Annotated in this window: 16 protein-coding genes and 1 pseudogene; 3 read left to right on the top strand and 14 right to left on the bottom strand. The window is 49.6% G+C overall.

Annotated features, from left to right (window positions below; all coding sequences use genetic code 11):
* Nucleotides 1-2: 2 nt before the first annotated feature.
* From ACW17M_RS05040 to ACW17M_RS05010, 7 genes are all read right to left on the bottom strand, one after another.
* On the bottom strand, nucleotides 3-2,258 hold the full coding sequence (locus ACW17M_RS05040; protein ID WP_022523695.1) for a polysaccharide biosynthesis tyrosine autokinase: 2,256 nt from the start codon (nucleotides 2,256-2,258) through the stop codon (nucleotides 3-5).
* 28 nt (nucleotides 2,259-2,286) lie between these two features.
* Nucleotides 2,287-3,441: a polysaccharide export protein gene (locus ACW17M_RS05035; RefSeq protein WP_009286547.1), complete on the bottom strand. Its 1,155-nt coding sequence runs from the start codon at nucleotides 3,439-3,441 to the stop codon at nucleotides 2,287-2,289.
* Nucleotides 3,442-3,915: 474 nt separating this feature from the next.
* Entirely contained in the window at nucleotides 3,916-4,908 is a 993-nt protein-coding gene (locus tag ACW17M_RS05030; protein WP_009286546.1) for a phosphoribosyltransferase, read from the bottom strand.
* A gap of 650 nt (nucleotides 4,909-5,558) precedes the next feature.
* On the bottom strand, nucleotides 5,559-5,996 hold the full coding sequence (locus ACW17M_RS05025; protein ID WP_009286545.1) for a low molecular weight protein-tyrosine-phosphatase: 438 nt from the start codon (nucleotides 5,994-5,996) through the stop codon (nucleotides 5,559-5,561).
* Nucleotides 5,997-6,047: 51 nt separating this feature from the next.
* Entirely contained in the window at nucleotides 6,048-6,674 is a 627-nt protein-coding gene (locus ACW17M_RS05020) for an ElyC/SanA/YdcF family protein (RefSeq protein WP_457547004.1), read from the bottom strand.
* A gap of 43 nt (nucleotides 6,675-6,717) precedes the next feature.
* Nucleotides 6,718-8,025 carry an O-antigen ligase family protein gene (locus ACW17M_RS05015; protein ID WP_051430440.1) on the bottom strand — a complete coding sequence of 436 codons (1,308 nt, stop codon included), beginning with the start codon at nucleotides 8,023-8,025 and terminating at the stop codon, nucleotides 6,718-6,720.
* A 38-nt stretch (nucleotides 8,026-8,063) separates the two neighbouring features.
* Nucleotides 8,064-8,624: a sugar transferase gene (locus ACW17M_RS05010; protein WP_035537425.1), complete on the bottom strand. Its 561-nt coding sequence runs from the start codon at nucleotides 8,622-8,624 to the stop codon at nucleotides 8,064-8,066.
* A 310-nt stretch (nucleotides 8,625-8,934) separates the two neighbouring features.
* Between ACW17M_RS05010 and ACW17M_RS05005 the strand changes: the two are divergent.
* A pseudogene (locus tag ACW17M_RS05005) lies at nucleotides 8,935-9,275 on the top strand (transposase); the annotation flags it as partial.
* A 235-nt stretch (nucleotides 9,276-9,510) separates the two neighbouring features.
* On the opposite strand, the gene ACW17M_RS05000 reads toward ACW17M_RS05005, so the two are convergent.
* Entirely contained in the window at nucleotides 9,511-10,161 is a 651-nt protein-coding gene (locus tag ACW17M_RS05000; RefSeq protein ID WP_233974058.1) for a BON domain-containing protein, read from the bottom strand.
* Nucleotides 10,162-10,219: 58 nt separating this feature from the next.
* On the bottom strand, nucleotides 10,220-10,723 hold the full coding sequence (locus ACW17M_RS04995) for an Hsp20/alpha crystallin family protein (protein ID WP_009286542.1): 504 nt from the start codon (nucleotides 10,721-10,723) through the stop codon (nucleotides 10,220-10,222).
* 451 nt (nucleotides 10,724-11,174) lie between these two features.
* Between ACW17M_RS04995 and ACW17M_RS04990 the strand changes: the two genes are divergently transcribed.
* Nucleotides 11,175-12,902, top strand: a complete 1,728-nt coding sequence (locus ACW17M_RS04990; protein WP_101148358.1) for a PHA/PHB synthase family protein — start codon at nucleotides 11,175-11,177, stop codon at nucleotides 12,900-12,902.
* Nucleotides 12,903-13,311: 409 nt separating this feature from the next.
* Here the strand turns inward: ACW17M_RS04990 and ACW17M_RS04985 are convergent, their stop codons facing one another.
* From ACW17M_RS04985 to ACW17M_RS04965, 5 genes are all read right to left on the bottom strand, one after another.
* Entirely contained in the window at nucleotides 13,312-13,962 is a 651-nt protein-coding gene (locus ACW17M_RS04985; RefSeq protein WP_009286541.1) for a DUF2238 domain-containing protein, read from the bottom strand.
* Between the two features lie 16 nt (nucleotides 13,963-13,978).
* Nucleotides 13,979-16,717 carry a cation-transporting P-type ATPase gene (locus ACW17M_RS04980; protein ID WP_457547003.1) on the bottom strand — a complete coding sequence of 913 codons (2,739 nt, stop codon included), beginning with the start codon at nucleotides 16,715-16,717 and terminating at the stop codon, nucleotides 13,979-13,981.
* A 45-nt stretch (nucleotides 16,718-16,762) separates the two neighbouring features.
* The gene (locus tag ACW17M_RS04975; RefSeq protein WP_457547002.1) at nucleotides 16,763-19,429 is read right to left on the bottom strand and encodes a bifunctional acetate--CoA ligase family protein/GNAT family N-acetyltransferase; all 2,667 of its coding nucleotides are present in this window, start codon (nucleotides 19,427-19,429) and stop codon (nucleotides 16,763-16,765) included.
* Nucleotides 19,416-20,438, bottom strand: a complete 1,023-nt coding sequence (locus ACW17M_RS04970) for a zinc-dependent alcohol dehydrogenase family protein (RefSeq protein ID WP_457547001.1) — start codon at nucleotides 20,436-20,438, stop codon at nucleotides 19,416-19,418. Before ACW17M_RS04970 ends, ACW17M_RS04975 begins: the two co-directional genes overlap by 14 nt.
* A 480-nt stretch (nucleotides 20,439-20,918) precedes the next feature.
* Nucleotides 20,919-21,419 (bottom strand): hypothetical protein, encoded by a 501-nt coding sequence (locus ACW17M_RS04965; protein ID WP_039858552.1) that lies wholly within the window; start codon nucleotides 21,417-21,419, stop codon nucleotides 20,919-20,921.
* 361 nt (nucleotides 21,420-21,780) lie between these two features.
* Between ACW17M_RS04965 and ACW17M_RS04960 the strand changes: the two genes are divergently transcribed.
* Entirely contained in the window at nucleotides 21,781-22,809 is a 1,029-nt protein-coding gene (locus ACW17M_RS04960) for a zinc-dependent alcohol dehydrogenase family protein (RefSeq protein ID WP_039858317.1), read from the top strand.
* The last annotated feature ends 114 nt before the right edge of the window (nucleotides 22,810-22,923 follow it).

Here is a 22,923-nt window from a genome sequence, read left to right as displayed (position 1 = left end):
GCTCACCGGTAAGCATAGAGGTAGCTGCCATAGTATCCGTGACGGCTGCTGGTCGGCTTCTTAACACCATTTAGAATTCCACCTTTGAGCCTCACACCAGCACTCTCAAGACGACGCTTAGCGGCTTTGATTTCGCCAGGAGGGTTCGTGTCGAACCGCACCACCATTAGACTGGTACCAACCAACTTGCCGACTACCGAGGCATCGGTTACCGCCAGAATCGGGGGCGTATCCACGATTACCAGGTCATAGTGCTGGCTTATCGTGTCTAGAAAGTCGTGAAAACTCTGCTGCATCAAAAGCTCTGATGGATTAGGCGGTACGCTTCCTCTTGCCACATAATCAAGTCCATCAAGCTCACTATGGCGAATGGCCTCCTCCACACTGATACGCCGTGCCAACAACTCTGAAAGTCCCTTTATTCCCTTACCGTGAAAGGCATGGTGCAAATGGCCGCGGCGCATATCAGCATCGATTAACAACACTTTTTGGCCAGCCTGGGCACATACCGCCGCTAAGTTCGCGGCTATGAAGCTCTTACCTACCCCCGGACTAGCACCAGTAATCATCAACCGATTGTTATCGGATTCGAGCATGGCGAAGTAGAGGCTGGTACGAAGCCCACGCAATGCCTCAACGGCAATTTCAGCGGGTTTCTTGACGGCCAGCAAGCCACGAAAAACTTCTTGGGCTTTCTTGGCACGACGCGGACGAATACGCTCGGTAAGCCCTGCCTGTTCACCGGAATTCGGTAAGGTGGCATAGACAGGCAGACCCAATTCTTCAAGCTGCTCGGGGGTTTTGATAGACCGGCTGAGCAACATACGAACGATCACTAATAACATTGCCAACAAGGCGCCAAACAGGCCGCTAACAGCGGTTATTAAAGGGATACGTGGAGCAATGGTACCGGGGGACAGCATGGCCGCATCCAAGATACGCACATTGCCTACTGTGCCAGCCTTCACCAAACGCATCTCTTGAAGCTGGTTGAGTAGCTGGACATACACTTGCTGATTGACCTGAGTATCCCGAGTAAGACGCAGCACTTCCTGTTGGGTTTCGGGTAATTCACTCACCAGAGCGTTAAGTCGGTCACGCTCGGCTTCTAGCTGGCCGCGTTGTCTCAGTAACGTTTGGTAGTTAGGGTGTGAAGGACGGTACCTCTCAGCCAGATCCGCTTCCCGCATAGCCAACTCACCAAGCTGGTTTTCCACATCGACTACCCGAGTAAGCAGGTTCTGTGTCTCGAACGTCAGGTCGACAGAGTCACGCTGAGCTCGGTAATCGTTGAGCATGCCTTCGGCATCTGACAATTGGTTGCTAACCTGAGGAATTTGCTCGTTGAGAAAGGCGATCTGTTTTTCTGCTTCTTCTGAATGACGCTGCACGTTTTGAGTCAAAAAAACGCTGGTCAGCGTATCTAGTGTTGGCTGAATCTGGTTTTGATCCGCCCCGTTCAACGTCAGTTCATAGACGCCCGACTCTAACCCACGCGGAATGATTTCAAAGCGATTCTTCAGCTCACTTATTGCACTAAGAGCAGACGTTCTTACTAATGTGAATTCTGCGCCGGGGTGGGCCTCTGCCTGGCTGACAAAAAGACGATACCCCAATTCATCATTCTGTACCGTTTCCCCAACGCTACCAGTAAGCAGCGTTTCTTCTTCCAGCAGCAGCTCGAATTCACCGCCGTCGAGAAGCCGCAACACATGCTCCCCCCCCACGTTCTCCTCGGGAACATCGAAACGAGCGACTCGCAGTGATTCCCCAGCCCACACATAGGGGTTACTCCAAGCATCATCCACAGAGTCTGCTAACCACTGGCGAATGAATTCAGGCGTGAGGCTCTCGAACCACTGCTGATTAACTCCATGATGAACCAGAAAGTCCCCCACCACCGGCAACCTACGCGGCTCAACCTGAATGGCAAGGTCAAGACGGTCAGCGGTTTCACCCAACACCATACGTGACTGCAGAATTTCTAGCTCAGCAGAGGTAGGGTTGCCTTGTTGCGGCTCTCCCAATGACTCCATAAACGCCAAGTTCGATCCTCGGGTCTCTATCTGAACTAAGGCATCGGCCTGATAAATTCTCGGCTGAGAGCTGGCATTAAAGTAGCCCGCCAGCAGAAAAAATCCCGTCACCGACACAATAAACCAGCGATGATCGGACAGCGTGTCTACCAACTTACGCAGATTAAGCTCATCGCTCTCTCGAGGTGCTGGCGACGGCGCTGGTGAAGGGAAATTAGTCATGGAGATGCCTCATCACTCAGAAAATATATTAAAGCTCACCGGCATCAATAGCAGACGTTGCAAAGTCGCCTGGCAAACTAACTGATGGCAACAGCAGGGAGATCACAGAGTTCCAGCGAGCCAGCGGTGCTGACGTCACGTACACCACATCCTGCGGCTCAAGAGGAAAGCGTGTTCCTAGCAATAAGCGAGTGGCATCCTGAATATCCAACTGATAGACGGTGGCAATTTTCTCGCTACCCGGCGGGTTTCCCCTTACTACGAAAATACCCGACGGCTGGGCGCGATTTTCATTCACACCACCTGCCCTTCCCAATGCATCCGTCAACGTGATGCGTTCATTGCCCAGGGCAATGGCACCTGGACGGCTAACCTGTCCCAGAACGACCACGTTTTGATTTTCCATGGTGGGCACGTGAAGTAGATCGCCATCACGCAGTAACCGGTTTTGTGTCATATCCCCTTGACGCATCATGGCGTAAAGCGATATCACCTCTTCACCACCATTGCGGCTTAGGGTGACATTACGCCAATCCGCATTATCACGTGCCCCGCCTACTTCACTAATGGCATCAAGTACCGTCATCGGCACAATACTCAGAGGCAGAGTGCCGGGGTTTTCCACTGCACCACTGATGTACACTTTTTGGGAGTTAAACGCCGCAATGCCTACCTCTACCTGCGGCTCATTGATTACTGCGGACAATCGCCGTGCGATTAACTCGCGCACCTCGTCAAGCGTCATGCCCTCGACTCTCACACGCCCTACGTAGGGATAGAACATCGTGCCATTGGGCCGTATACGGTTCCCGGTTTCCGCAGCGGAGCGCTCGGCGCCGGCAGGAATCGTTAATTCTGGATGGTCATAGACGATCACGCTTAAAATGTCCCCAGGCCCTACCCGATATTCGTAGTCTTGCACTTCTTGATTCAATGCTTGAGACGTGGCTTGCGTGGTAGGCTCTTCTGGGACATACAACCTATCTACAAACTCTGGTGTAATGGGTTGTACGTCCACTCGGCCATCAAGCGATTGGTCGAGCTCGCTTTCATCAATATGCCCGCCTGGGGCCATGGCACAGCCACTTAATATCCCCAGCAGCATGATGAACATTAGATAGCGAACCAGCCGCAATGGGTTTTTTCTGGTTTCTACACCTTCTATTTCTTTGAAATTATTCATTTTTTGTTCCCTTTGCTTTGTGTCTTACCACGCTACCGCCCGGGGATTTTAAATGGCATTTCCCAGAGCCTATTTGGAAACTCGCCTTGGCAGTGCAACCTTCGAGCCGCCATAAGACATGAATGCCATTACGGCAGACAAATATAATGTTACATAAAAAAACAAAAAACATACTTTGATTTACTTCATTGCTGAGGATGAGATAGCTAACGCTATTTAGGCGTTTAGAAATGAGGTTTGGCGTCATGGGTGAGAGGAGAGGAGATCATGCCTAGCGGTATTAAACATTTAATGATAATAAAAAATTTATATTTAAAATTAATAAGTTGTAAAAAGTTACAAAAGAAGAAATTTCAAGTTACAATCGCGGAACAATTGTAATATCGCCTTAATTGAGGGGTTTCTTAGTGACAGTGGTCACATAGAAAAAAGCCACCCTTGGAGGGGCGGCCATAAGTTGGTCTTTGAATCCGCTCACGCCTTTTTGGGTTTCCACCGCTCCCTCAGTGCCGTCTTGAGGGGGCTTGGAAAGCTAGATAAAATCTTTCTTTTGCTGGCGCTGAGAAGGCGTTTCGTATAGCTATGCGATCCCTTTTTGGCGGAGATTTTATCAGACGCTGTATAGACTCTATTATCTTCACAGCAATAAACGGCTTTCCCCGATATTTTTGCAATACTTGCAGCCTGCCTGGTAGCACTCTCAATGAAGAAAGTGTAATCCGAGTTCTTATAGAACAGGCCCTTGTGCGTAGAGTGAATCCCCTGGCGTTGGCGCTCCTCTTTCGAAGGCAGATCCAGCATGACCAAGCGCTCATAGTCAATTCCCTGTTGCTTCAGCCACTGCTCTGTCTGGCTACGGTACTTCTCAAGACGGTTGGTTACCAAGCAGCCGATTCGGCCAGCAGGTAGGAAAAGAAGCTCCGCGTTATTCAAAAACGCAATGTACTGCTCTCCATCATCGTTCTGAAGGTCGGTAGGATCGACGCACAGTACACCATCGATATCGACACATGACTGGGAAAGTATGGCAGGAGTGAAAAGGTTCCACTGGAAAGCACAAGGCGATTCTAGCGTGTAAAAATGAAAATCAACATGTTGCTTACCGTCGGGATCAGCATAGATCGCCAAGGTATCTATTATACAAGGACAGTTTTCGGGGATAGCACTCCGTGCTTCCTGCACAGTCTTCCCTGTAATGACGCTATCATCGACGAAAAGAACTTTTTTCGCGTCCCAGGCGGCTCCCGGCGGCTTTTCTTCCTTTCTACGCAAGCGAGTTTTCAGCGGTTGGTTGTCAATAAAGTCTGGGAGCCCCATCATATCGAGATGCAAACCCAACGCAACCATGCTGGCAGGGATGATGCCGCTACGGGGAATACCGACCACCAGGTCGTAATCCTTCCCGTGAACTTTGAACAAGGACGCAGCGATGTCCTCACTTAAATCACCATAGGATTTGTAATTCATTGTCTATCCCTCCTTATTTATCAGGCTTGACCGCCAAATTAATGGATGGTTAGGTAGAATCGCCTTTCTTGTAAAACCCAGCGGTGATGGCCCTAAACACAAAGACATACTCTCGGTACGTCACGCCTCTACCCAAGATGGAGCATCACGCCAGAGAGTTAAAAAGGCTTTTCCGATAGTTTCTGCAATGAACAAAATCGCTTAGTTACGACTTATAGTGGAACGGTAACTTTATCGAATGACAAAATCGTGTCACTTAAATGATAGGTTATATGATATCTCCAGAAAAAATTATTAAAACTACAATAAAAAAAATACAAGCATTTGTTTCTGTTAAATTTATTCACCTTCATAGTCTAAAGACAGAAACCTCAATCTTCTACTTTATTGGCATTTAAATCAGGCATTTTTAACAATTTTACTCCTTCAAAATAAATGAGAAAAACAACACATAAATCCCATCATAAATACAAAGATCAACATCTTAAAAACACGAAACACATAATTAAAAAATAGCAAAAAAATCATTACTTAATGATTAGTCAACTAAAAATTTTAAAACGAAAAATGGATCTAATACTGACATGCACATTGGTCATACCGCAGACAGATCAAGCAGTAAAAAAGAAAAAGAAGCGATGGCGATGCCTCTAGAGCCTCTCTGCCCACGTAAAGGCAGCGTCCTTTAGCAACATATGGATATGCTCGAAAACTTCCCTGGATTTTCGGTAAGGATCGGGGATATTGCGCCCTTTGCCACTATCTAGCCAACGACCTAGCAATAGCGTCTTACCTAAGGCTTGGGGTACGTGTTGTCCTACGGCACGGCGCTGGCCCTCAGACATCACCAGAATGAGATCGGCTTCCTGTATCATTATCACCGTTAATTGCCGTGCCTGGTGGCTGGTCACATCCAAACCATCGGCCTCGGCCAATTGACGTGCAAACGGGGATACAGGCTCGCCTTCCAAGGCGCCCAAGCCTGCAGAACTGATATGACGCTCGGGTAGCCGCTGTTTAAGAAATGCCTCAGCGACAGGACTACGACAAATATTACCTGTACACACCACTAAAATACGCTCGAACATGTCTTACTTATCTCCTGGGTGAGCAGAGGTAGACGTTTTCAAATGACACCTTCAATGCTCCCACTGAATAGCAAGCAACCCAAGGGTTTCGTAGATTGCCCTCTCAGTCTTGCGTAGCTCACGGGCAGAGGGCAGCCAATAAGCTAGCGCTAATCCCTCCGTTCGATCGGCCAAATAATGGGTAGGTGCAGCAACTGGAGCTAGGCCTGCCGCCTCGAAATGACGCATAGCGCGCGGCATATGCGACGCTGATGTCACAATCAATACTTGCGCACCTTCACCGAGCAGCGCCCGAACTGACTTGGCCTCTTCAGCAGTATCGTTGGGCGACACCAGCGTCACGATACTCTCTGGCGGAACCCCCAATGCTTCGGCAGCTTCGGCGTAACCATGAGCCATGGTCATTTTTGGATCTTGCCCTCCCCCTGACACTACCTGTAGCAAGTCTGGACGCTCATGCCATAGCCGCAGGCCTTCCATCAGACGCAAACCCGAACTTTCGCTGAGCCTGCCGGTTATCGACCAAGGGCGATCCGGCTGCCAACCACCCCCGAGGACTACCACTGCTTCGATGTTCTGCTCTTCAGGCCATTTCTCCCAAGCGACATATTGAGACTCCAACGGCCCTAGCAAATTATCTGCCACTGGTGCCCAGGCCGCCAGCAATAGCAAGAGCATTGCTAACGTCATTATGCTGTGACCCAGGCGGTACCACCCAAGCTTACGAATCAACCATCCGATAGTAAAAGTGAGGGCCATCAGAGACATTGGCATCAGCAATATCGCCGTCAGGCTTTTCATTAGTGTATACATGGCAACCATCTTGCAGAACTTGCTCGGAAACGAGAACCCAAAGGAAAATCAGCCAGCTAGCATACACCGCTACCCCTGCTGGATAAGCAAAAAAAGAATAGCTTAAGCCAAAGCCCATAAAAGTGATTGGCAGCAATATACCAGCCACGGCATAGGAGCGCTGAGTGGCGCTTTCAGCGCGTAAACCTGGGAAAAAAAGCCACAGGGGAATGAGATAGAGGCTCACTACTATAACAAGACCTGGCAGCCCTTTTCGTACCCAGGCATCCAGAAGGTCGTTATGCGCATGCCAGTAATTGCCTAACTCGGGGCTTAGCACGCCTTGAGTCTCTAGTCTTTGCATGGCGGGTAGATAGCCCTGATGCCCGTAGCCCACGAGGGGACGTTCATAAATCAGCCAGAATGCGCCGCGATACATTTCCAAGCGAGCCCCTACGGAGCCATAGTCAGCGCCTTCCATGTAGCGATGCACCTCGGCCACCGCCTTATCCACCCTTTTTTCTACGCCGCTATGGGGCGTCGTATACACCCCTATCATCACAGCTATTGCAGCAGTCAGTGCCAACCATCGCCACAGCGCTCGCCAGCGACGCGCATAACCGTAATAAAATACCCATATCACTAGCGGCAGTGCCAACCACCCGCCCCGGGTGCCAGAAAGAGCCGAGGCTAGTCCGCCCCCCATTGCGCCGCTCAGCAAAAGCGCTACCCAAAAAAAACGTGTTGATCGCTGTTGCCAGGCCCACCCCAATCCGGCCAAACATAACAGCGCCATCAATAGCGCAAGATTGCCGAAAAAGATTGAATGTAACGGTGGGTGGCCTGTAGCACGGGTTAAACCGACTATCCATTTTTGCCACGCCGCCCAACCCCCTGCACCCAATCCACTTAGCGCTAAACCCACCCACCATGCTGAAGGACGTGGTGGAACGGCGCGCACTAACATAAACGCCAATGCCGCGAGCCAAGCTGCACCAGCTAATGGCAAGGCCCGCTCCAAGCTAGAATGCCAAGCGCCAGCCACTACTTCGACAATACCGACTCCTAGTAGCAACGCCAAAAGAAGGCCATCACCACGCCCCATTGGTTTTCTAAAAAAGCTACGCCTTTGTCGCTCATGCCTAGCAAGAAACGACCATATAATAGTGATCGCCAATCCTAGCCAATAGCCCAAGGGGGCCAATAGCGGTAACACGGTGATTGCTAAAGCCTGCATGCAGTATTTACCTTGTAGGCCACAGGAGTGCGCATGCTTTATTGTCTCACCCGGTCTCCGCTTCCTCTACCCATCACAGTGAGGAACAGGTAGCGAAAATACGTCGGCATCGCCATTGTCGCCAACATTTTTTGATCCGTTTCTGCCAGTAATTGAGGCGTAGACATATCAATATCGTTAAGTTGCGCCAGCCCGGTAATTCCTGGGCGAGCATTGTATACACCACGCTCAGTACGCTCTTTGATCAACTCATCTTGCGTATATAAGCAAGGACGAGGCCCCACAAGGCTCATATCCCCTTTCAATACATTCCATAGCTGCGGTAACTCATCCAATTTGGTACGCCGTAAGAAATGACCGAATTTGGTAATTGAAGAAGAATCCGCAAGATGCGAAGCAACCCAAGCGGTATCAGGCTTCATAGTACGAAATTTAATCAATACAAACGGCTGGCCACGGTATCCCACACGCTTTTGCAAAAATAGAGGAGACCCCGTGTCCCAGTAACCGATTAAGGCTAATATAAGCAATAATGGCAGACCAATGAGTAGGCCCGTGGCAGCAAACAGGATATCAAAAAATCGTAATATTTTAGTCATGATGTCAATACCCGCATGGTTAAGTCACTATTATTACCATATAAAAATTAGATCTTGGCAACTTCCACTTCAACAAGAATACGCTTTATCACCCAAACAAAGGCAACCAAAGAGTAACGATCTCGAAGAGAAGTATATAAACAAGCTGTTTATATAGCTATAACTGTTAACCTAACAATTTAGGCATATTTTCTCATTCTATTTTACTAGTCTCACCAATTATAAATTAAGCAAAAAAGGCTAAAACAATTCCCATTAATATATATTATTTGGTAATCCCCCCCGAAAAACCAGGGAACTCAGAAGTAGAATTTTCCGTAAGCTAAACGCAGGGAGAACCTGCACGAAAAAATCACGTTTTTCAGACAGCCAAATACTTTCGATCCTTAAGTAAAAGGAAGGCGGTTCCCCGGTTCCGAAACTATGCCGTGAGCTCGGCATGAGCAGTGCGATCTTCTACAAGTAGATAGCTAAATTCGGTGGTATGGGTGCATCCATGGTGGCACGGCTGAAGGTGCTAGAGGATGAAAGCCAGCGGCTCAAGAAGATGTACTTCAAGGAACGATTGAAAGCGGACATCTTCAAGGAAAGCCATCATAAAAAGTGGTGAAGCCGTCTCGTCGCCGTGAGATGTCGCAGAAAGCCGTAAGGAGACATCACTATGGATCACAGGCTCGGCGGCCATCAATATAGTTTTGCATCGCCCACAAATTAGATGCATCGTAAAGATGTTCGGCGGCCTCCCATTGGTAGCACCTCAGGACGGGCGGACTAGGTACATAGCAGGATTCCCTTTGGTTACAGGATCCAACAAGCCAAAAAACAAAGGGTCATCGAACCCCTGCCTGCGATTAGACAACCCTGAAAACTCTATAACATTTAATGCTTAAGTTCTTATATGATCCGTTACTTTCCAGACGCCTGGTGAATTCCATACAGCATGGTGAATTAAGTCTTTTTCCGCAAGGTTGTGTACCTTTCCACTAAGCGTTACTTCATGATTATGAACTTCTACTTTTATGGCATTCGCATCCTGAAGCGCCCTTCGCTTAAGTGCGTTCTCAATATTAGCCTTAACCGCAGTAGTCGTTGGCTTAGGTTTAAGAACGATCTGGTTACTAACACCAGTCACACCTGCTAAATATCGAATTGAGCTAGCAGCTAGGCGGCGCTGATATTCCCAGGGCACTTCCCCTGACAAGGTGACCCATCCATCCTCAACCATTACCTTTAATGGGTCATTTGGAATAAAAACATTCCACTCAAGCGTATTTTTTACCGCACGCGCTATATCGGCATCAGTGCGCTGATTTTCCCCTGGCAGTTGTACGTCAATTTCCACAGCGACGCCCTTTACCCCAGCCACCCGCTGAGCTGCCTTTTCCGCATGCCATTTTTCACCATAACTATCCACATGACCGGCTAATGTTACAATGCCATCTTTTACCTCTACACCAATATCCGACGCTCGGACAGAGGGTTCATCACCAAGTTCCGCAAGTACATCTTGCTGAAGTTGACTATCTGATTTCGACATTATGAATACTCCTTGTGTTATGCAGTTATAACTTTCCGTCAACCAGACTATTTTTGACTTACTTAACCTCAAGCTTTCGCCGTAATGCCTGCTTGGATTTGGGCATGGTGATTGTCAAGATACCATCCTTAAATTTGGCCTCCGCATGCTGTGTTTCTACATCGACAGGCAATGCAATCGTACGAGAAAAAGTGCCTTGCCATATTTCTGAATGGTAATATTCATCTTTCTTTTCCTCGGTTTCACCAGAGCGCCGACCTTTTAACATCACAGCATGGTCGGTGATCTCGATATCTATCTCCTTGCGATCAACACCTGGCATCTCAGCACGAACGACGAGTTCCTTTTCTCGGTCAATAATGTCGACTTTAGGGTTGCTTTGAGCAAAAAATCCGAGCCTTTCCTTGACTAAGTCATCTCTAAAGAAAGGTTTTAACCAACTACGTTCAAAGAACCCCTCCATTAAGCGGTCGAACTCCTCAAGCGGATTCAGCGACCGATTGGTTGGCAATGCGCTGGACTCCTGCCCCGCAATAACAGGTTTTGTAGCAGTCTTCTCCATGATATTTCTCCTCTATGCTTTCATCTGCTTTGGATAGCACCTTCACCCATTACGTATTAATCTTAGGCACCAAAAAAACATCAGGTGTTACTTGAATATTTATAGCGCAAACAAGATTTTTTAAAAGCTAATCAACGTAACAAAAAGGTATTAAAATGCTTAAAAATTGATCTAGAGCAATTTATCTTCCTTTCCAGCCATTCAAAATTCTATTCTTAAAAGGGGGTTACAACAGACTTATTAAAAATCAAAAACTTAGCAGGGCAGCATGATGAGTTTTATATGGCGTTAAACTAGCCCTATTGAAACCCAAGTAGCTTATAATCTAGAAAAGAACAGCTAGTATCAAACACGATGCCAAGACGCTAAGCAAGTGGTAGATAAGAGTGAAGCACTAAATCTTGTACTCACTCTCTTGAGCAGCCTATCTACCTCACGAGGATTGATTTTGATGATTTACGACGAAGCTCAACACCAAAATATCGATAGGTTGGTACGTGCATCATTGGCCAGGCTAACGCTCGGTATTTCTCCTGCATCGGCGATGCTGACTTACTTGGACTGGCTATCCAGCCTCCAGCTTTCTCCAGGGACTCAGGCTCATCTACTACAAAAAGCAACGAAGAAACATCTACGCTTACTGATTTGGGCCAGCCATTCGGCTCTAGATCCCGATGCCAAGCCTTGTATTGCCCCTTTGCCACAGGATCGTCGTTTTCGTGATCCTGCTTGGCGTTATTTTCCCTATAACCTGCTTTATCAAGGCTTTCTTCTTCAACAGCAGTGGTGGCATAACGCTACCACCGGACCACGCGGTTTATCTCCGCATCACGAACAGGCAGTAGAATTCGGTGCCCGCCAGTGGCTTGATGTGTTCTCGCCCTCCAATTTTTTACTGACTAATCCCACTGTGCTCAAAAAGACCTTTGAAAGCGCCGGAGGTAATCTAATCCAAGGCCTGCAGCATTACTGTGAAGATATCCAAAACCACTATCTTGGCAAAAGGTCAGCGGGTACTGAAAAGTACGTCGTTGGAAAAAATGTAGCAATTACGCCGGGTAAGGTTATCTATCGCAACCATCTAGTCGAATTGATCCAGTACACGCCTACTACTGAAGAGGTGCACGCGGCTCCTATGCTCATTGTGCCTGCCTGGATCATGAAGTATTACATCCTAGATCTGTCACCGCATAACTCGCTTGTCAGGTATCTGGTCGACCATGGCCACACCGTTTTTATGATCTCATGGCGCAACCCAACGTCTGAGGATTGCGATATTGGGATGGATGACTATCGGCAACAAGGCATTATGGCTAGCCTCGATATTATCGAACATCTATTTCCTAGCCAGAAGATACATGCGGTAGGCTACTGCCTTGGAGGAACACTGTTGGCCATTACCGCCTCTGCGATGGCGAGAAATAGCGACAATCGCTTAGCTTCAATGACACTCTTTGCCGCGCAAACAGATTTTCGAGAAGCTGGCGAATTGATGCTATTTATTGACGAAAAGCAGCTCGCCTTCCTTGAAGATTTAATGTGGGCTCAGGGCATTCTCGATACTAAGCAAATGTCAGGGGTATTCCAGATACTGCGCTCCAACGATTTAATCTGGTCTCGGGTCGTGAACGAGTATTTGCTAGGCACAAGGCAACCCATTAACGATCTTCTCGCCTGGAACGCGGATGCAACGCGTATGCCTTACCGCATGCACTCTGAATACTTGCGTAACCTGTTTTTAAATAATGATTTAGCCGAAGGACGTCTTCGAGTAGATGGCCGTCCGATAGCACTTAGTGATATTCAGATACCTATCTTCTGTGTTGGCACTGAGTGGGATCATGTCGCACCATGGCGATCAACCTACAGGTTGCATCTAATTGCGGATGCGCCGGAGATTACTTTTTTACTCACTAGTGGAGGTCACAACGCGGGTATTATTAGCCCCCCTGAACAATCGCATCGGCATTATCGGGTAGCCACCGCCTTTGAAGGTGACTCTTATATTGATCCAGACACTTGGCTGAAACGCACAGCAATTAAGCCAGGTTCATGGTGGGCTGCATGGCAATCATGGCTGGCAACCAGGTCTGGCTCTCTTATTAAGGCGCCCGATGTTGGTTCACAAACTTACCCACCGCTCGAAGACGCCCCTGGTAGCTATGTTAGAAAGGCGTAACGCCTGTATGGCTAGTTCTATTAAGGTGCTAGTCACTTTGTTTCTTTTATCCTGGCTGCCTCACAGAGCTAAACGATATTCAACGTTACACGCCCTATCTCTCACTACCTATAAATCCCTGGATATTTACTGCGCCACATCCCAATGAGGCACTGTAAAATACATACCACTGCTTGCAAGATTTTAATATAGCTTACATTCGCAATATTGAAACGCTCAGCCGACTCATCAGCGGTTTTCAACAGCAAGGCATATTATCAGCTCATGGGCATGAGTACTGCCGCCTTCTTAACCCTACAAAGTTGGCTGCTATTGCTGAAATAAAAACATGAGCGCGCATCGCATTACCTCTTCTTTCAATGATGCAATTGATATCTATGAAGAAAATTCCACATACTCACCACTCTGCTTATTTATTTGAATTTGAGTTAATTGGTGTCACGAAATAGTGTGCTGTCACACTCAGTAGGCTTGCTATGGACGCTCCTAAAAGTGCCAAAACCATGTCCTTCTGTGCATCCCAAATATCTCCCTGGGCACCTAGGTATGATTCCCCCAATTCCCCTGGGAAGAGTACAACCGCCAGCCACTCAGCAATCTCATAAAACGCCGAATGGGATAAAATCAGCATCACCGGTAGTAGGCGTCTTTTCACAAGATCTTCCATCAGTGGAAAAAGTAGCAGTCCATAAAGGAAATGTACCCAGCGGTCGTACTGATTACGCTCAAAGCTAAACCGTTGGTCCAGAGAAAACCCAAGCAGGGTTCTCAACCAACGGTCATAGGGCACTTCAGAATAGGTATAATGAGCACCAACTTCATGAAATATCAAAAATAGAAAAATGCTTAACCATGCCAGACGTGAGACACCACCCTGATACCACAACCAACCCAATACGGGCACCGCGGCAAACACCAGAATATTTTCAAGTAGCCAATCTGAACGGTAATAAGGCGCTATGGCCAACCATATCCAGAACAGCACAAATCCAACAAACAGCCATGCAGGAAACGGATCAAGCGTTAGCAGACGAGCACGTACTTGCTTAATCCTAGACACACTCCCCTACCTCTGTTTATTGATTTAGCCAGCCTGTTCGGCGCATCACAATTTTCTCGAGTTCCAATATAGTCATCATCACCATGCCGATGCTGATGACCAATACGCCATCCAAAAATGTTAACGGCTGAGTATCGAAAAGGGCTTGCATAGCAGGCCAGTAGGTAAACATCGCCTGAGCAACTATCACCACAGCGACAGCAGACAGCACAGCGGGAGTGCCCAGTAACCCCTGCCAACTAAATGAGGTGTAGTGTAGATAGCGCACATTAAATAGATAGAAAATTTCCAATACGACGATCAAATTGACCACCAAGGTGCGAGCCATCGGCAGCTCATCCCCACGCCCCAGTGAGTAAAAAAATACGCCCAGCACCGCTGCTAGAAAAAGGAACGAAACAAGCGCTACCCGCCAGATCAGAAAAGGTGTCAGCAACCCTTGATTAGCAGGCCTGGGACGGCGCTGCATGACATTGGGTTCTGCCGGTTCGAACGCTAGAGCTAGGCCAAGGGTGCCCGCCGTAACAAGATTAATCCACAAAATTTGCACCGCAGACATCGGCATGGAGAAGTTAAACAGGATAGCGGCAATGACCGCCAATACCTCACCGCCATTAGTGGGTAGTGTCCACGCGGTTACTTTGCGGATATTGTCATAGACAACTCGACCTTCGTTCACCGCAGCGACGATAGAGGCGAAGTTATCATCCAGCAAGACCATTTGAGAGGCCTCTTTCGCCGCATCAGTGCCTTTATGCCCCATCCCAACGCCGACATTTGCCTGCTTCAACGACGGCGCATCATTGACGCCATCGCCGGTCATGGCCACGATTGCCCCCGTCGACTGCAGGGCACGAACGATACGCAGTTTGTGTTCAGGGTTGGTGCGAGCAAAAACACTGGTTTCGTTCACGATAGCAGGAAGGTCAGCGTCTGAAATGCCATCAAGTTCACGCCCAGTCAGGACGTGTGGATCTTCTCCAAATCCTAGCTGCCGCGCAATCGCCGCTGCTGTCTCAGCGTGATCACCGGTAATCATTTTCACCGCAATACCCGCGGAATGGCATTCTTTAATGGCGGCCACCGCCTCCTCGCGCGGAGGGTCGATAAACCCTATCAGGCCAATGAAGACGAGCCCATCCAGGTCGGAAAAAGCTAGCTTATCAGCACCTGGAGCTACTACTTTAACGGCAAAGCCGAGCACTCTTTCTCCCTGAGAGGCTGCGTTCGCGACCTTGGCGCCCCAGGCGTCTTGGTCTAGCAATGCCGTCCCTTCACCATCTATCTGGGCGACACATCGCTGCATTAGTTCATCGGGGGCGCCCTTGACAAAAATCCGACCATCGCCTGATGAATGGCGATGAAGGGTGGCCATAAAGCGATGATTAGCATCAAAGGGGATCTCATCAATTCGCGGCCATTCATGGCGGGTTAGCTCCGGCTCCAAACCAGCTTTAATGGCCAACGCCACCAGCGCACCTTCCATCGGATCGCCCATCACATGCCAGGCACCATTTTCCTGGTTCAACTGGGCATCGTTGCACAGCACTCCCGATAGTACTAAACAACCACTCTCTAGCCGCTGTTTATCCGCAGCAGCGTCATCTGTAGAAGCAGCTTCCAGCCGCCCTTCCGGCACATAACCCGAGCCTGTCACCGTGTACCGACCATGAGGGACTTCCAGCCGTCGCACCGTCATCTCGTTACGCGTCAGGGTGCCGGTCTTGTCTGAACAGATGACCGAAGTAGCGCCTAGTGTTTCCACCGCCGGTAGCTGCCGGATCGCTGCATGACGACGCGCCATACGCTGTACGCCGATAGCCAATGTAATGGTGATGACCGCTGGCAAGCCTTCAGGAATAGCCCCCACTGCCAGGGCAACGACAGCTATCAGCGCGTCCGGCCAAGCATAGCCACGTACCAATACCGCAAAGGCAAATAGTAAGACCGCCACCGCCAGTGTGATCCAGGTAAACCACACCCCAAAATGGTTAATCTGGCGCAGCAGCGGTGTGGTCAATGGTTGTACTTCACGCAGCAAAGCACTGATGCGCCCGATTTCCGTAGCACCGCCCGTTGCCACAACGACACCCATCGCCTGCCCTGTAGCCACCAGCGTCCCGGAATAGGCCATTGAGTGCCGGTCACCTAATGCAGCGTCCTTGGGCGCTGGTGTTTCCCGCTTTTCTGCCGCCACCGACTCGCCCGTCAGAATGGCCTCTTCGATACGCAAAGCACTCGTACGAATAAGCCGCAGATCAGCAGGTACCCGATCCCCTGGCTCAAGTGACACGATATCTCCAAGTACAATCTCTTCCACGGGTACCTTGACTCGCCTTCCCTCTCTTACCAGATAGGCGTGGGGAGCGATAAGATTGTGGATCGCGCTCAGCGCCTTTTCGGCCTTACCTTCCTGAATAAATCCAACCAGCGCATTGACCAAAACCACCGCAGCAATAACCGCAGAGTCAACGAAATGCCCTAGCAGCGAAGCGGCAAGCGCTGCCGCCAACAGAAAATAGATCAATGCGTTATGAAACTGGGCAAGAAGACGAAACAATGGATGTCGACCGGCCACCTTTGGCAACCGATTACTTCCAAAAATAACGAGGCGCTGCTTCGCGTCACCCACTGCAAGCCCGGCGGTTGAGGTTCCTAGCGCCGCAAGAACATCCTCGCTTCGCTTGGTATGGGCATCGCTGGGCGGTGAAACCAATGGAGAAACAGTATCTCGTTTAACAGTCGGCGTCTCCATCCTGTCTCCCTGGCAGACGTACTCAAAAGGAATAAGCAATCACCGTTACAGCTTGAGCGCCACCGTCACGGTATCGACTTCATCGCGGCCGGGCTGAACTATAAAACCAAATTCTTTGGCCATGTCCCGCATGGCATGGTTCTCTCTCAGGACATCGGCAAACACCTGCTGAATGCCGGCAGCACGAGCATAATCAATCATCTGCTGCATAAGCCGATAGCCAAGCCCGATCCCCTTCATATCACTACGCACCATGATCGCAAACTCCGCTTTTTCATTGTCGGGATCCGAAGATAAACGAACCACTCCCGCGATATCCTGCTTGCCAAATGGCATCGCTATAAAGGCCATTTCCCGGTCATAATCGATTTGAGTCAGGCGAGCAGCAAAGGCGTGATCAAACCCTCGAATGGCAGCAAAGAAGCGCAGCCTCACATCATCAGGGGAAGAGTGACGCAGCATATCGACCAATGCACTCTCATCTTCGGGGCGAATAGGTCGCAGGCTGTAGCGCTGACCACTGCGTGTTTCTATCGTTTGCTCAAGCTGCTGTGGGTAGGGACGAATAGCCAGCGGGCGCCGCTGATCACGCTCGGCCCTGACCACAATACGTGCATCTAGGGCAAGCACCCCAGAGGTATCGGCCAGCAACGGGTTAATATCCAGTTCGACCACGCGCTCCAAATCAATGACCAACTGTGACAATTTGATAAGAGTGAGCGTAACCGCCTCAAGATCAGCCGCAGGCCGATCACGATAGCCACGTAGCAACTTTGAGATACGTGTCGCCTGGATCATTTCCTGCGCTAACAGCGGGTTGAGAGGCGGGAGGCCAATCACACGATCACCTATCAGTTCAACGGCCGTTCCTCCCTGGCCAAACAGTATGATTGGACCAAAAATGCTATCTTCAGCGATACCTAAGATCAGCTCATGTGCGCCAGGACGACGAATCATCGGCTGTACACTAAATCCATCTAATCGCGCCTCAGACATTACTTGGCGAATAGACACAAGCATGTCTTCAGCAGCCTGCTTCACCGCACCAGGCGAGGCAAGATTCAATTGCACGCCGCCACTATCCGACTTATGCGAAATGTCTCGCGACAGGATTTTCAATACCACCGGAAAGCCAATCCGTTTTGCTGCCTCACTCGCCTCTTCCGGGGTATGCACCGTGATAGCAGAGACGGTTGGAATGCCATAAGCTGATAGCACGGCCACCGCCTCTGGCTCCGTTAGAACACTCCGCCCATCTTCCAGTACGCGGTCAATCACAGCATCCGCACTACTCTTATCGATAGTACTGTTGTTAAAAAGAGGCGGCGGCGTTTCCCTTAATGTTTGCTGGTTTCGCCAGTAACTAAACAGATGTCCGAAGGCCCGAATGGCCTGCTCGGGTGTTTCGTAACTCGGAATGTTGTGTGCCGCAAACAAATGGCGAGCTTTAGCCGGTGCACCTTCACCCAGCCAACAAGTGAGGACGGCTGTCCGCTGTGAGCCCAGAGTATCCACCACTGTCTGGGCAGCGTCCAAGCTATCGGCGACCGCTGTCGGGCAATTCATGACCAGAATCGCATCCGCTTCCTTCTCATTCATCAAAGTTTCGAGTGCGCCGGCGTAAAGTGCCCCTGGCGCATCACCGAGAATATCGACCGGATTGGCATGGGACCATGCAGGTGGCAGAAGATGATTCAGACGCGCTAACGCGTCTTCGGAAAGCTCGGCAAGACGGCCATGCATGTCAGCCAACTCATCGACTGCAAGCACACCAACGCCGCCACCGTTGGTGAGAATGGCTAGCCGGTCGCCTTTCACGCGAGCCCCTGTGGCCAACGTACCTGCCGCTTGAAATAGTTCATCGAGTGTTTTGACGCGCAGCATCCCAGCACGCCGAAACGCTGCATCGTAAACGGCATCAGCACCTGCCAGCGCTCCGGTATGCGACAATGCAGCCTTGGCCCCCGCATCGCTACGCCCTGCCTTAACCACCACTACAGGCTTGGTACGAGAAGCCATTCGGGCCGCCGAGAGAAATTTGCGTGCCTCAGTAATGGCTTCGACATACAGCAGGATGGAATGCGTCTTAGGGTCAAGGGCTAAGTAGTCGAGCATATCGCCGAAATCGACATCGCTCATCGAACCCAGAGACACTACATGCGAAAAGCCGATTCCCCGTGCTGCCGCCCAATCGAGGATAGAGGTCGCCACCGCGCCAGACTGCGTCACAAAGGCCACATCGCCTTTTTGGGGCATGATATGCGCAAAGCTGGCGTTGATCCCCCGATGGGGGGCTAAAATGCCCAGACAGTTAGGGCCAACAATGCGCATCAAGTAAGGCTTGGCCGCGTCAAGCATCGTCTGTTTGAGTACTTTTCCATCGGCATAATCGCCTTCGCCGAAGCCAGCTGTAATGACCACGACAGCCCGACATCCACGTTCGCCGAGTTCGCGTATAAGACCAGGAACCGTATCTGGCGGCGTTGCAATAATGGCCAAGTCGGGAACCAGCGGCAGCTCACTCACGGTGTGGTAGTTGAGGGTCGAGCGGATCGCTCTCTCCCGTAGATTGACCGTTAGGACAGGCCCGGCAAAACCAGCATCAAAAAGATTGCGTGCCAGTACCGCCCCCACAGAACCGGGGCGGTTACTGGCGCCAATCAAAGCGATCGTACTAGGTGAAAACAGGGCATCCAAATTACGAATCGACATCTAACATCTCCGATGCCAGGGATGGCCCCATCACCAACACGGCAGCTCCGGTCAGCTTGCCTTCCCTGAGATCCTTCAGTGCGTCATTAGCGGCGTGGAGCGGGTAGCAAACTGTCCTGGTCTGGATCATCGCCTCAGAGGCCAGTGATAAAAACGCCCTACCGTCCTGGCGAGTCAGATTGGCTACCGAGCGCAACTGCCGCTCTCCCCAAAGCAGCGCATACGGAAAAGAGGGAATGTCACTCATATGTATACCGCCACAGACAACGACTCCCCCTTTGCGCACGGCACGAAGTGCAAGGGGTATCAGCTCTCCCACAGGTGCGAAAATGATAGCGGCATCCAGTGGCGCTTCCGGCAACTGTTCAGAGCTACCTGCCCATGTCGCCCCCAGGTACTGCGCAAATCGTTGAGACACTTCATCCCCTGGGCGAGTAAAGGCGTACACTTCCATGCCCTGCCATTTTGCGACCTGGGCCACAATATGTGCCGCCGCGCCAAAGCCATAAATACCGAGACGCTGCAGGTCATTGCCACACATAACCAGAGAACGATAGCCAATCAGGCCAGCACACATCAGTGGGGCTGCTTCAGCAGCGCTATAGTGGGAACTGATAGAAAAGCAGAAGCGATGATCCGCTAAGGTATATTCAGCAAAGCCACCATCTATCTGGTACCCGGTAAAACGCGCCTGATCACAAAGGTTCTCCTTCCCGTGCAAACAGTAGCGGCATTTACCGCAGCTATACCCTAGCCAAGGAACGCCCAGGCGTACTCCCTTCTCTAGCACTACACCAGGGCCGCACTTAACAACACGACCAATAATTTCGTGCCCAGGAACAATCGGATAACGGATGTCCGGCAGCTCTCCGTCAAGCAGATGCAGGTCAGTGCGACACACGGCGCACGCTTCAACTTTCAGCAGTACCTGCCCCTTTCCCGGCGTAGGAATGGGCCTTTCCTGACATTGCAACGATCCACCCTGTTGCTCAAGCACCATGACCTTCATGCGACGTCCCTAAGCACCGTAAACACCAATTTTCGTTACCTTTTTCTTAGCTGGTTTCGTATGCTGCTTTTGTGTACAAACCACTCCTTTGCTCACAGTCACTACTAGAAATCTATGGATAGTTATAGCGTAAAGTCCCGTGAAGAAAAGCTCATCAAGCAAATAAAATCACTTATTCATAATAACATTGATCTAGCGCAATCAAACTGCCTCGACAGCGCCCGTTTTTTTTTCATAGCAGTCCACTCAACATAAGGAATTAAAACAACACCTTATCGCTCAAATAAAAATACCTATTAAATACAGCCTTGATATTAAAGGCGCAGATTTTAAAACGCTCCTGAATCAAAAATACCAGCCGATAGTGAGACATCTTTCATAGCGTCTTAACAAACGAGCTGTTTTGGGAGGTATGCCGCTTTTACGTGGCCACATATGCTCTAATGCATGAATATACCATGCGTGAAAGCGGCGCTTTAATCACATCGCAAGATTTAGCTCAGAAGAGCCTACTCTCCACTGTTCTTGGCACTCCCGAAGCACAAAACACTCTTTCGTTTTCTGTGTCACAAAGTCGAATAAAGGCTGGTGCAATTCAGGTGTAGCATTCGTTTCCAGCATCCAACCAAAGAAAGCACTCGTCGCTTCAGCGGCTTTTTCGGCATTCACTAGCAGGTGATGCCCCATATTTTCATCCACAACGAAGAAGTGCTTACTAACTTTATTGAAAAATGGAGGTTCCTTTTGCTGATTAGCACTCACGCAAGCACCAAGATCCATTTGGCTAGCCACTTCCTGCAAACTACAAAGTCTGTGCACACACTCCATACCAATCGCATCCATCAAACGACTAATGGGTGGATCAAAGGGTAGAAAACTCAATGCCAAGCCTCGGTAGCGATTTAACTCACGTACTTCGTGCAAATATGCTAAGTTCAGCTGGTCTTGCGGCAGAAAATTAAGTGCTGTCAAGTTATCCATCAATAAAGCCCTCTCACCATGTAGCAATAGCCCAACATTAGGCTGTTTTTCAGGAGGCATCCTAGTGTGAGAGAAAGCTCATTTTCTATGATCTCTGTCAATTTTTCATCACGGCATTAAGAAATTAATACTCCTCAAAAGAACATCCACCATTACCATTAGCCAATAACTCAAACTTCACCCTTGTAGTGCTAATCAAGTCTTAGCTATTTAAGCTGCCGGTTTTATAACAACCATACACGCATAAAAAAACAAAGCTATAAAGCTGACAACGGTCAAGTTTTTGTGCACCTATATTATCTATACTCTTTGAAAGCTATTGCGAGATCCCTAGCAATTGTCTGCATAGGAGGAATAAACGATGAAAGCACTTGTTTATGAAGGAGTAGGGAAACGGAAGTGGAAAGAGAAGCCCCGGCCTATAATCGAGACTCCCACCGATGCTCTTGTAAGGATAACGCAAACCACCATTTGCGGGACTGACCTGCACATCCTTAAAGGAGATGTTCCTACAGTCGAAGCTGGTCGCACTCTGGGCCACGAAGGAATCGGTATCATAGAAAAAGTAGGTGATAGCGTGAGTAGCCTCAAGCCAGGAGATCAAGTACTTATCTCCTGCATCACCTCTTGCGGACATTGCGACTACTGTAAGCAAGGAATGTATGCGCATTGCCGCGATGGAGGCTGGATTCTGGGGCATAAAATTGATGGCACCCAGGCTGAATTCGTACGCATCCCGCATGCCGACAACAGTCTCTACCACTTGCCGCCGGGACTCGATCCTGCCGCCGCACTTATGCTGAGCGATATCCTGCCAACCGGTCATGAAATTGGCGCACTCAATGGCGGAGTTAAACTCGGCGATACCGTGGCCATCGTCGGTGCCGGGCCGATCGGCTTGGCGGCCCTACTCACCTCCCGTTTCTACTCACCCGCACGTATTATCATGGTAGATCCCGACGAAAACCGTCTAGCCGTGGCACGTCAGTTAGGAGCTACCGATACCGTCAGTGCTGACCCGGTCGAAACAATAATGAAGCTCACGGATAGTGAAGGCGTCGATGTAGCGATGGAAGCCGTAGGAATTCCCGAGTCGTTTGATACCTGCCAGCGCATATTGCGTCCCGGTGGTCGCCTTGCCAATATCGGGGTGCATGGCCGCAGCGTTGAATTTCGAATCGAGGACTTATGGATCAAAAACGTTACCGTGCGCACTGGGCTGGTGAACACCAATACCATTCCAGTATTGATGCGTTTCCTGGAGGCAGGTGGCATTGAAGCGAAGAGCCTAATCACCCATCGGTTCGCCTTGAAAGAGATCGAGGAAGCCTATGATATTTTTTCGCGTGCTTCTTCAGAAAATGCAATTAAAGTGTTGCTGTCAGCCTAATAAGATAACTCACCGACCTAAATAAAATAAAAATCAGGACGTTAAGTACATCGAACTAATTGATTATTAATGAAAATACAAAACGAATCAAAATAAATGCAATTTTCGCCTGGC

Source organism: Vreelandella sp. 2A-K22 (assembly GCF_054065485.1).
This window is presented reverse-complemented; position numbering and strand designations above follow the sequence as displayed.

Bases quoted from the DNA above. Each gene is read 5' to 3' on its own strand.
- ACW17M_RS05040 (WP_022523695.1), bottom strand. From the start codon at position 2,258: ATGACTAATTTCCCTTCACCAGCGCCGTCGCCAGCACCTCGAGAGAGC.
- ACW17M_RS05035 (WP_009286547.1), bottom strand. From the start codon at position 3,441: ATGAATAATTTCAAAGAAATAGAAGGTGTAGAAACCAGAAAAAACCCA.
- ACW17M_RS05030 (WP_009286546.1), bottom strand. From the start codon at position 4,908: ATGAATTACAAATCCTATGGTGATTTAAGTGAGGACATCGCTGCGTCC.
- ACW17M_RS05025 (WP_009286545.1), bottom strand. From the start codon at position 5,996: ATGTTCGAGCGTATTTTAGTGGTGTGTACAGGTAATATTTGTCGTAGT.
- ACW17M_RS05020 (WP_457547004.1), bottom strand. From the start codon at position 6,674: ATGCTCTTGCTATTGCTGGCGGCCTGGGCACCAGTGGCAGATAATTTG.
- ACW17M_RS05015 (WP_051430440.1), bottom strand. From the start codon at position 8,025: ATGCAGGCTTTAGCAATCACCGTGTTACCGCTATTGGCCCCCTTGGGC.
- ACW17M_RS05010 (WP_035537425.1), bottom strand. From the start codon at position 8,624: ATGACTAAAATATTACGATTTTTTGATATCCTGTTTGCTGCCACGGGC.
- ACW17M_RS05000 (WP_233974058.1), bottom strand. From the start codon at position 10,161: ATGTCGAAATCAGATAGTCAACTTCAGCAAGATGTACTTGCGGAACTT.
- ACW17M_RS04995 (WP_009286542.1), bottom strand. From the start codon at position 10,723: ATGGAGAAGACTGCTACAAAACCTGTTATTGCGGGGCAGGAGTCCAGC.
- ACW17M_RS04990 (WP_101148358.1), top strand. From the start codon at position 11,175: ATGATTTACGACGAAGCTCAACACCAAAATATCGATAGGTTGGTACGT.
- ACW17M_RS04980 (WP_457547003.1), bottom strand. From the start codon at position 16,717: ATGGAGACGCCGACTGTTAAACGAGATACTGTTTCTCCATTGGTTTCA.
- ACW17M_RS04975 (WP_457547002.1), bottom strand. From the start codon at position 19,429: ATGTCGATTCGTAATTTGGATGCCCTGTTTTCACCTAGTACGATCGCT.
- ACW17M_RS04970 (WP_457547001.1), bottom strand. From the start codon at position 20,438: ATGAAGGTCATGGTGCTTGAGCAACAGGGTGGATCGTTGCAATGTCAG.
- ACW17M_RS04965 (WP_039858552.1), bottom strand. From the start codon at position 21,419: ATGGATAACTTGACAGCACTTAATTTTCTGCCGCAAGACCAGCTGAAC.
- ACW17M_RS04960 (WP_039858317.1), top strand. From the start codon at position 21,781: ATGAAAGCACTTGTTTATGAAGGAGTAGGGAAACGGAAGTGGAAAGAG.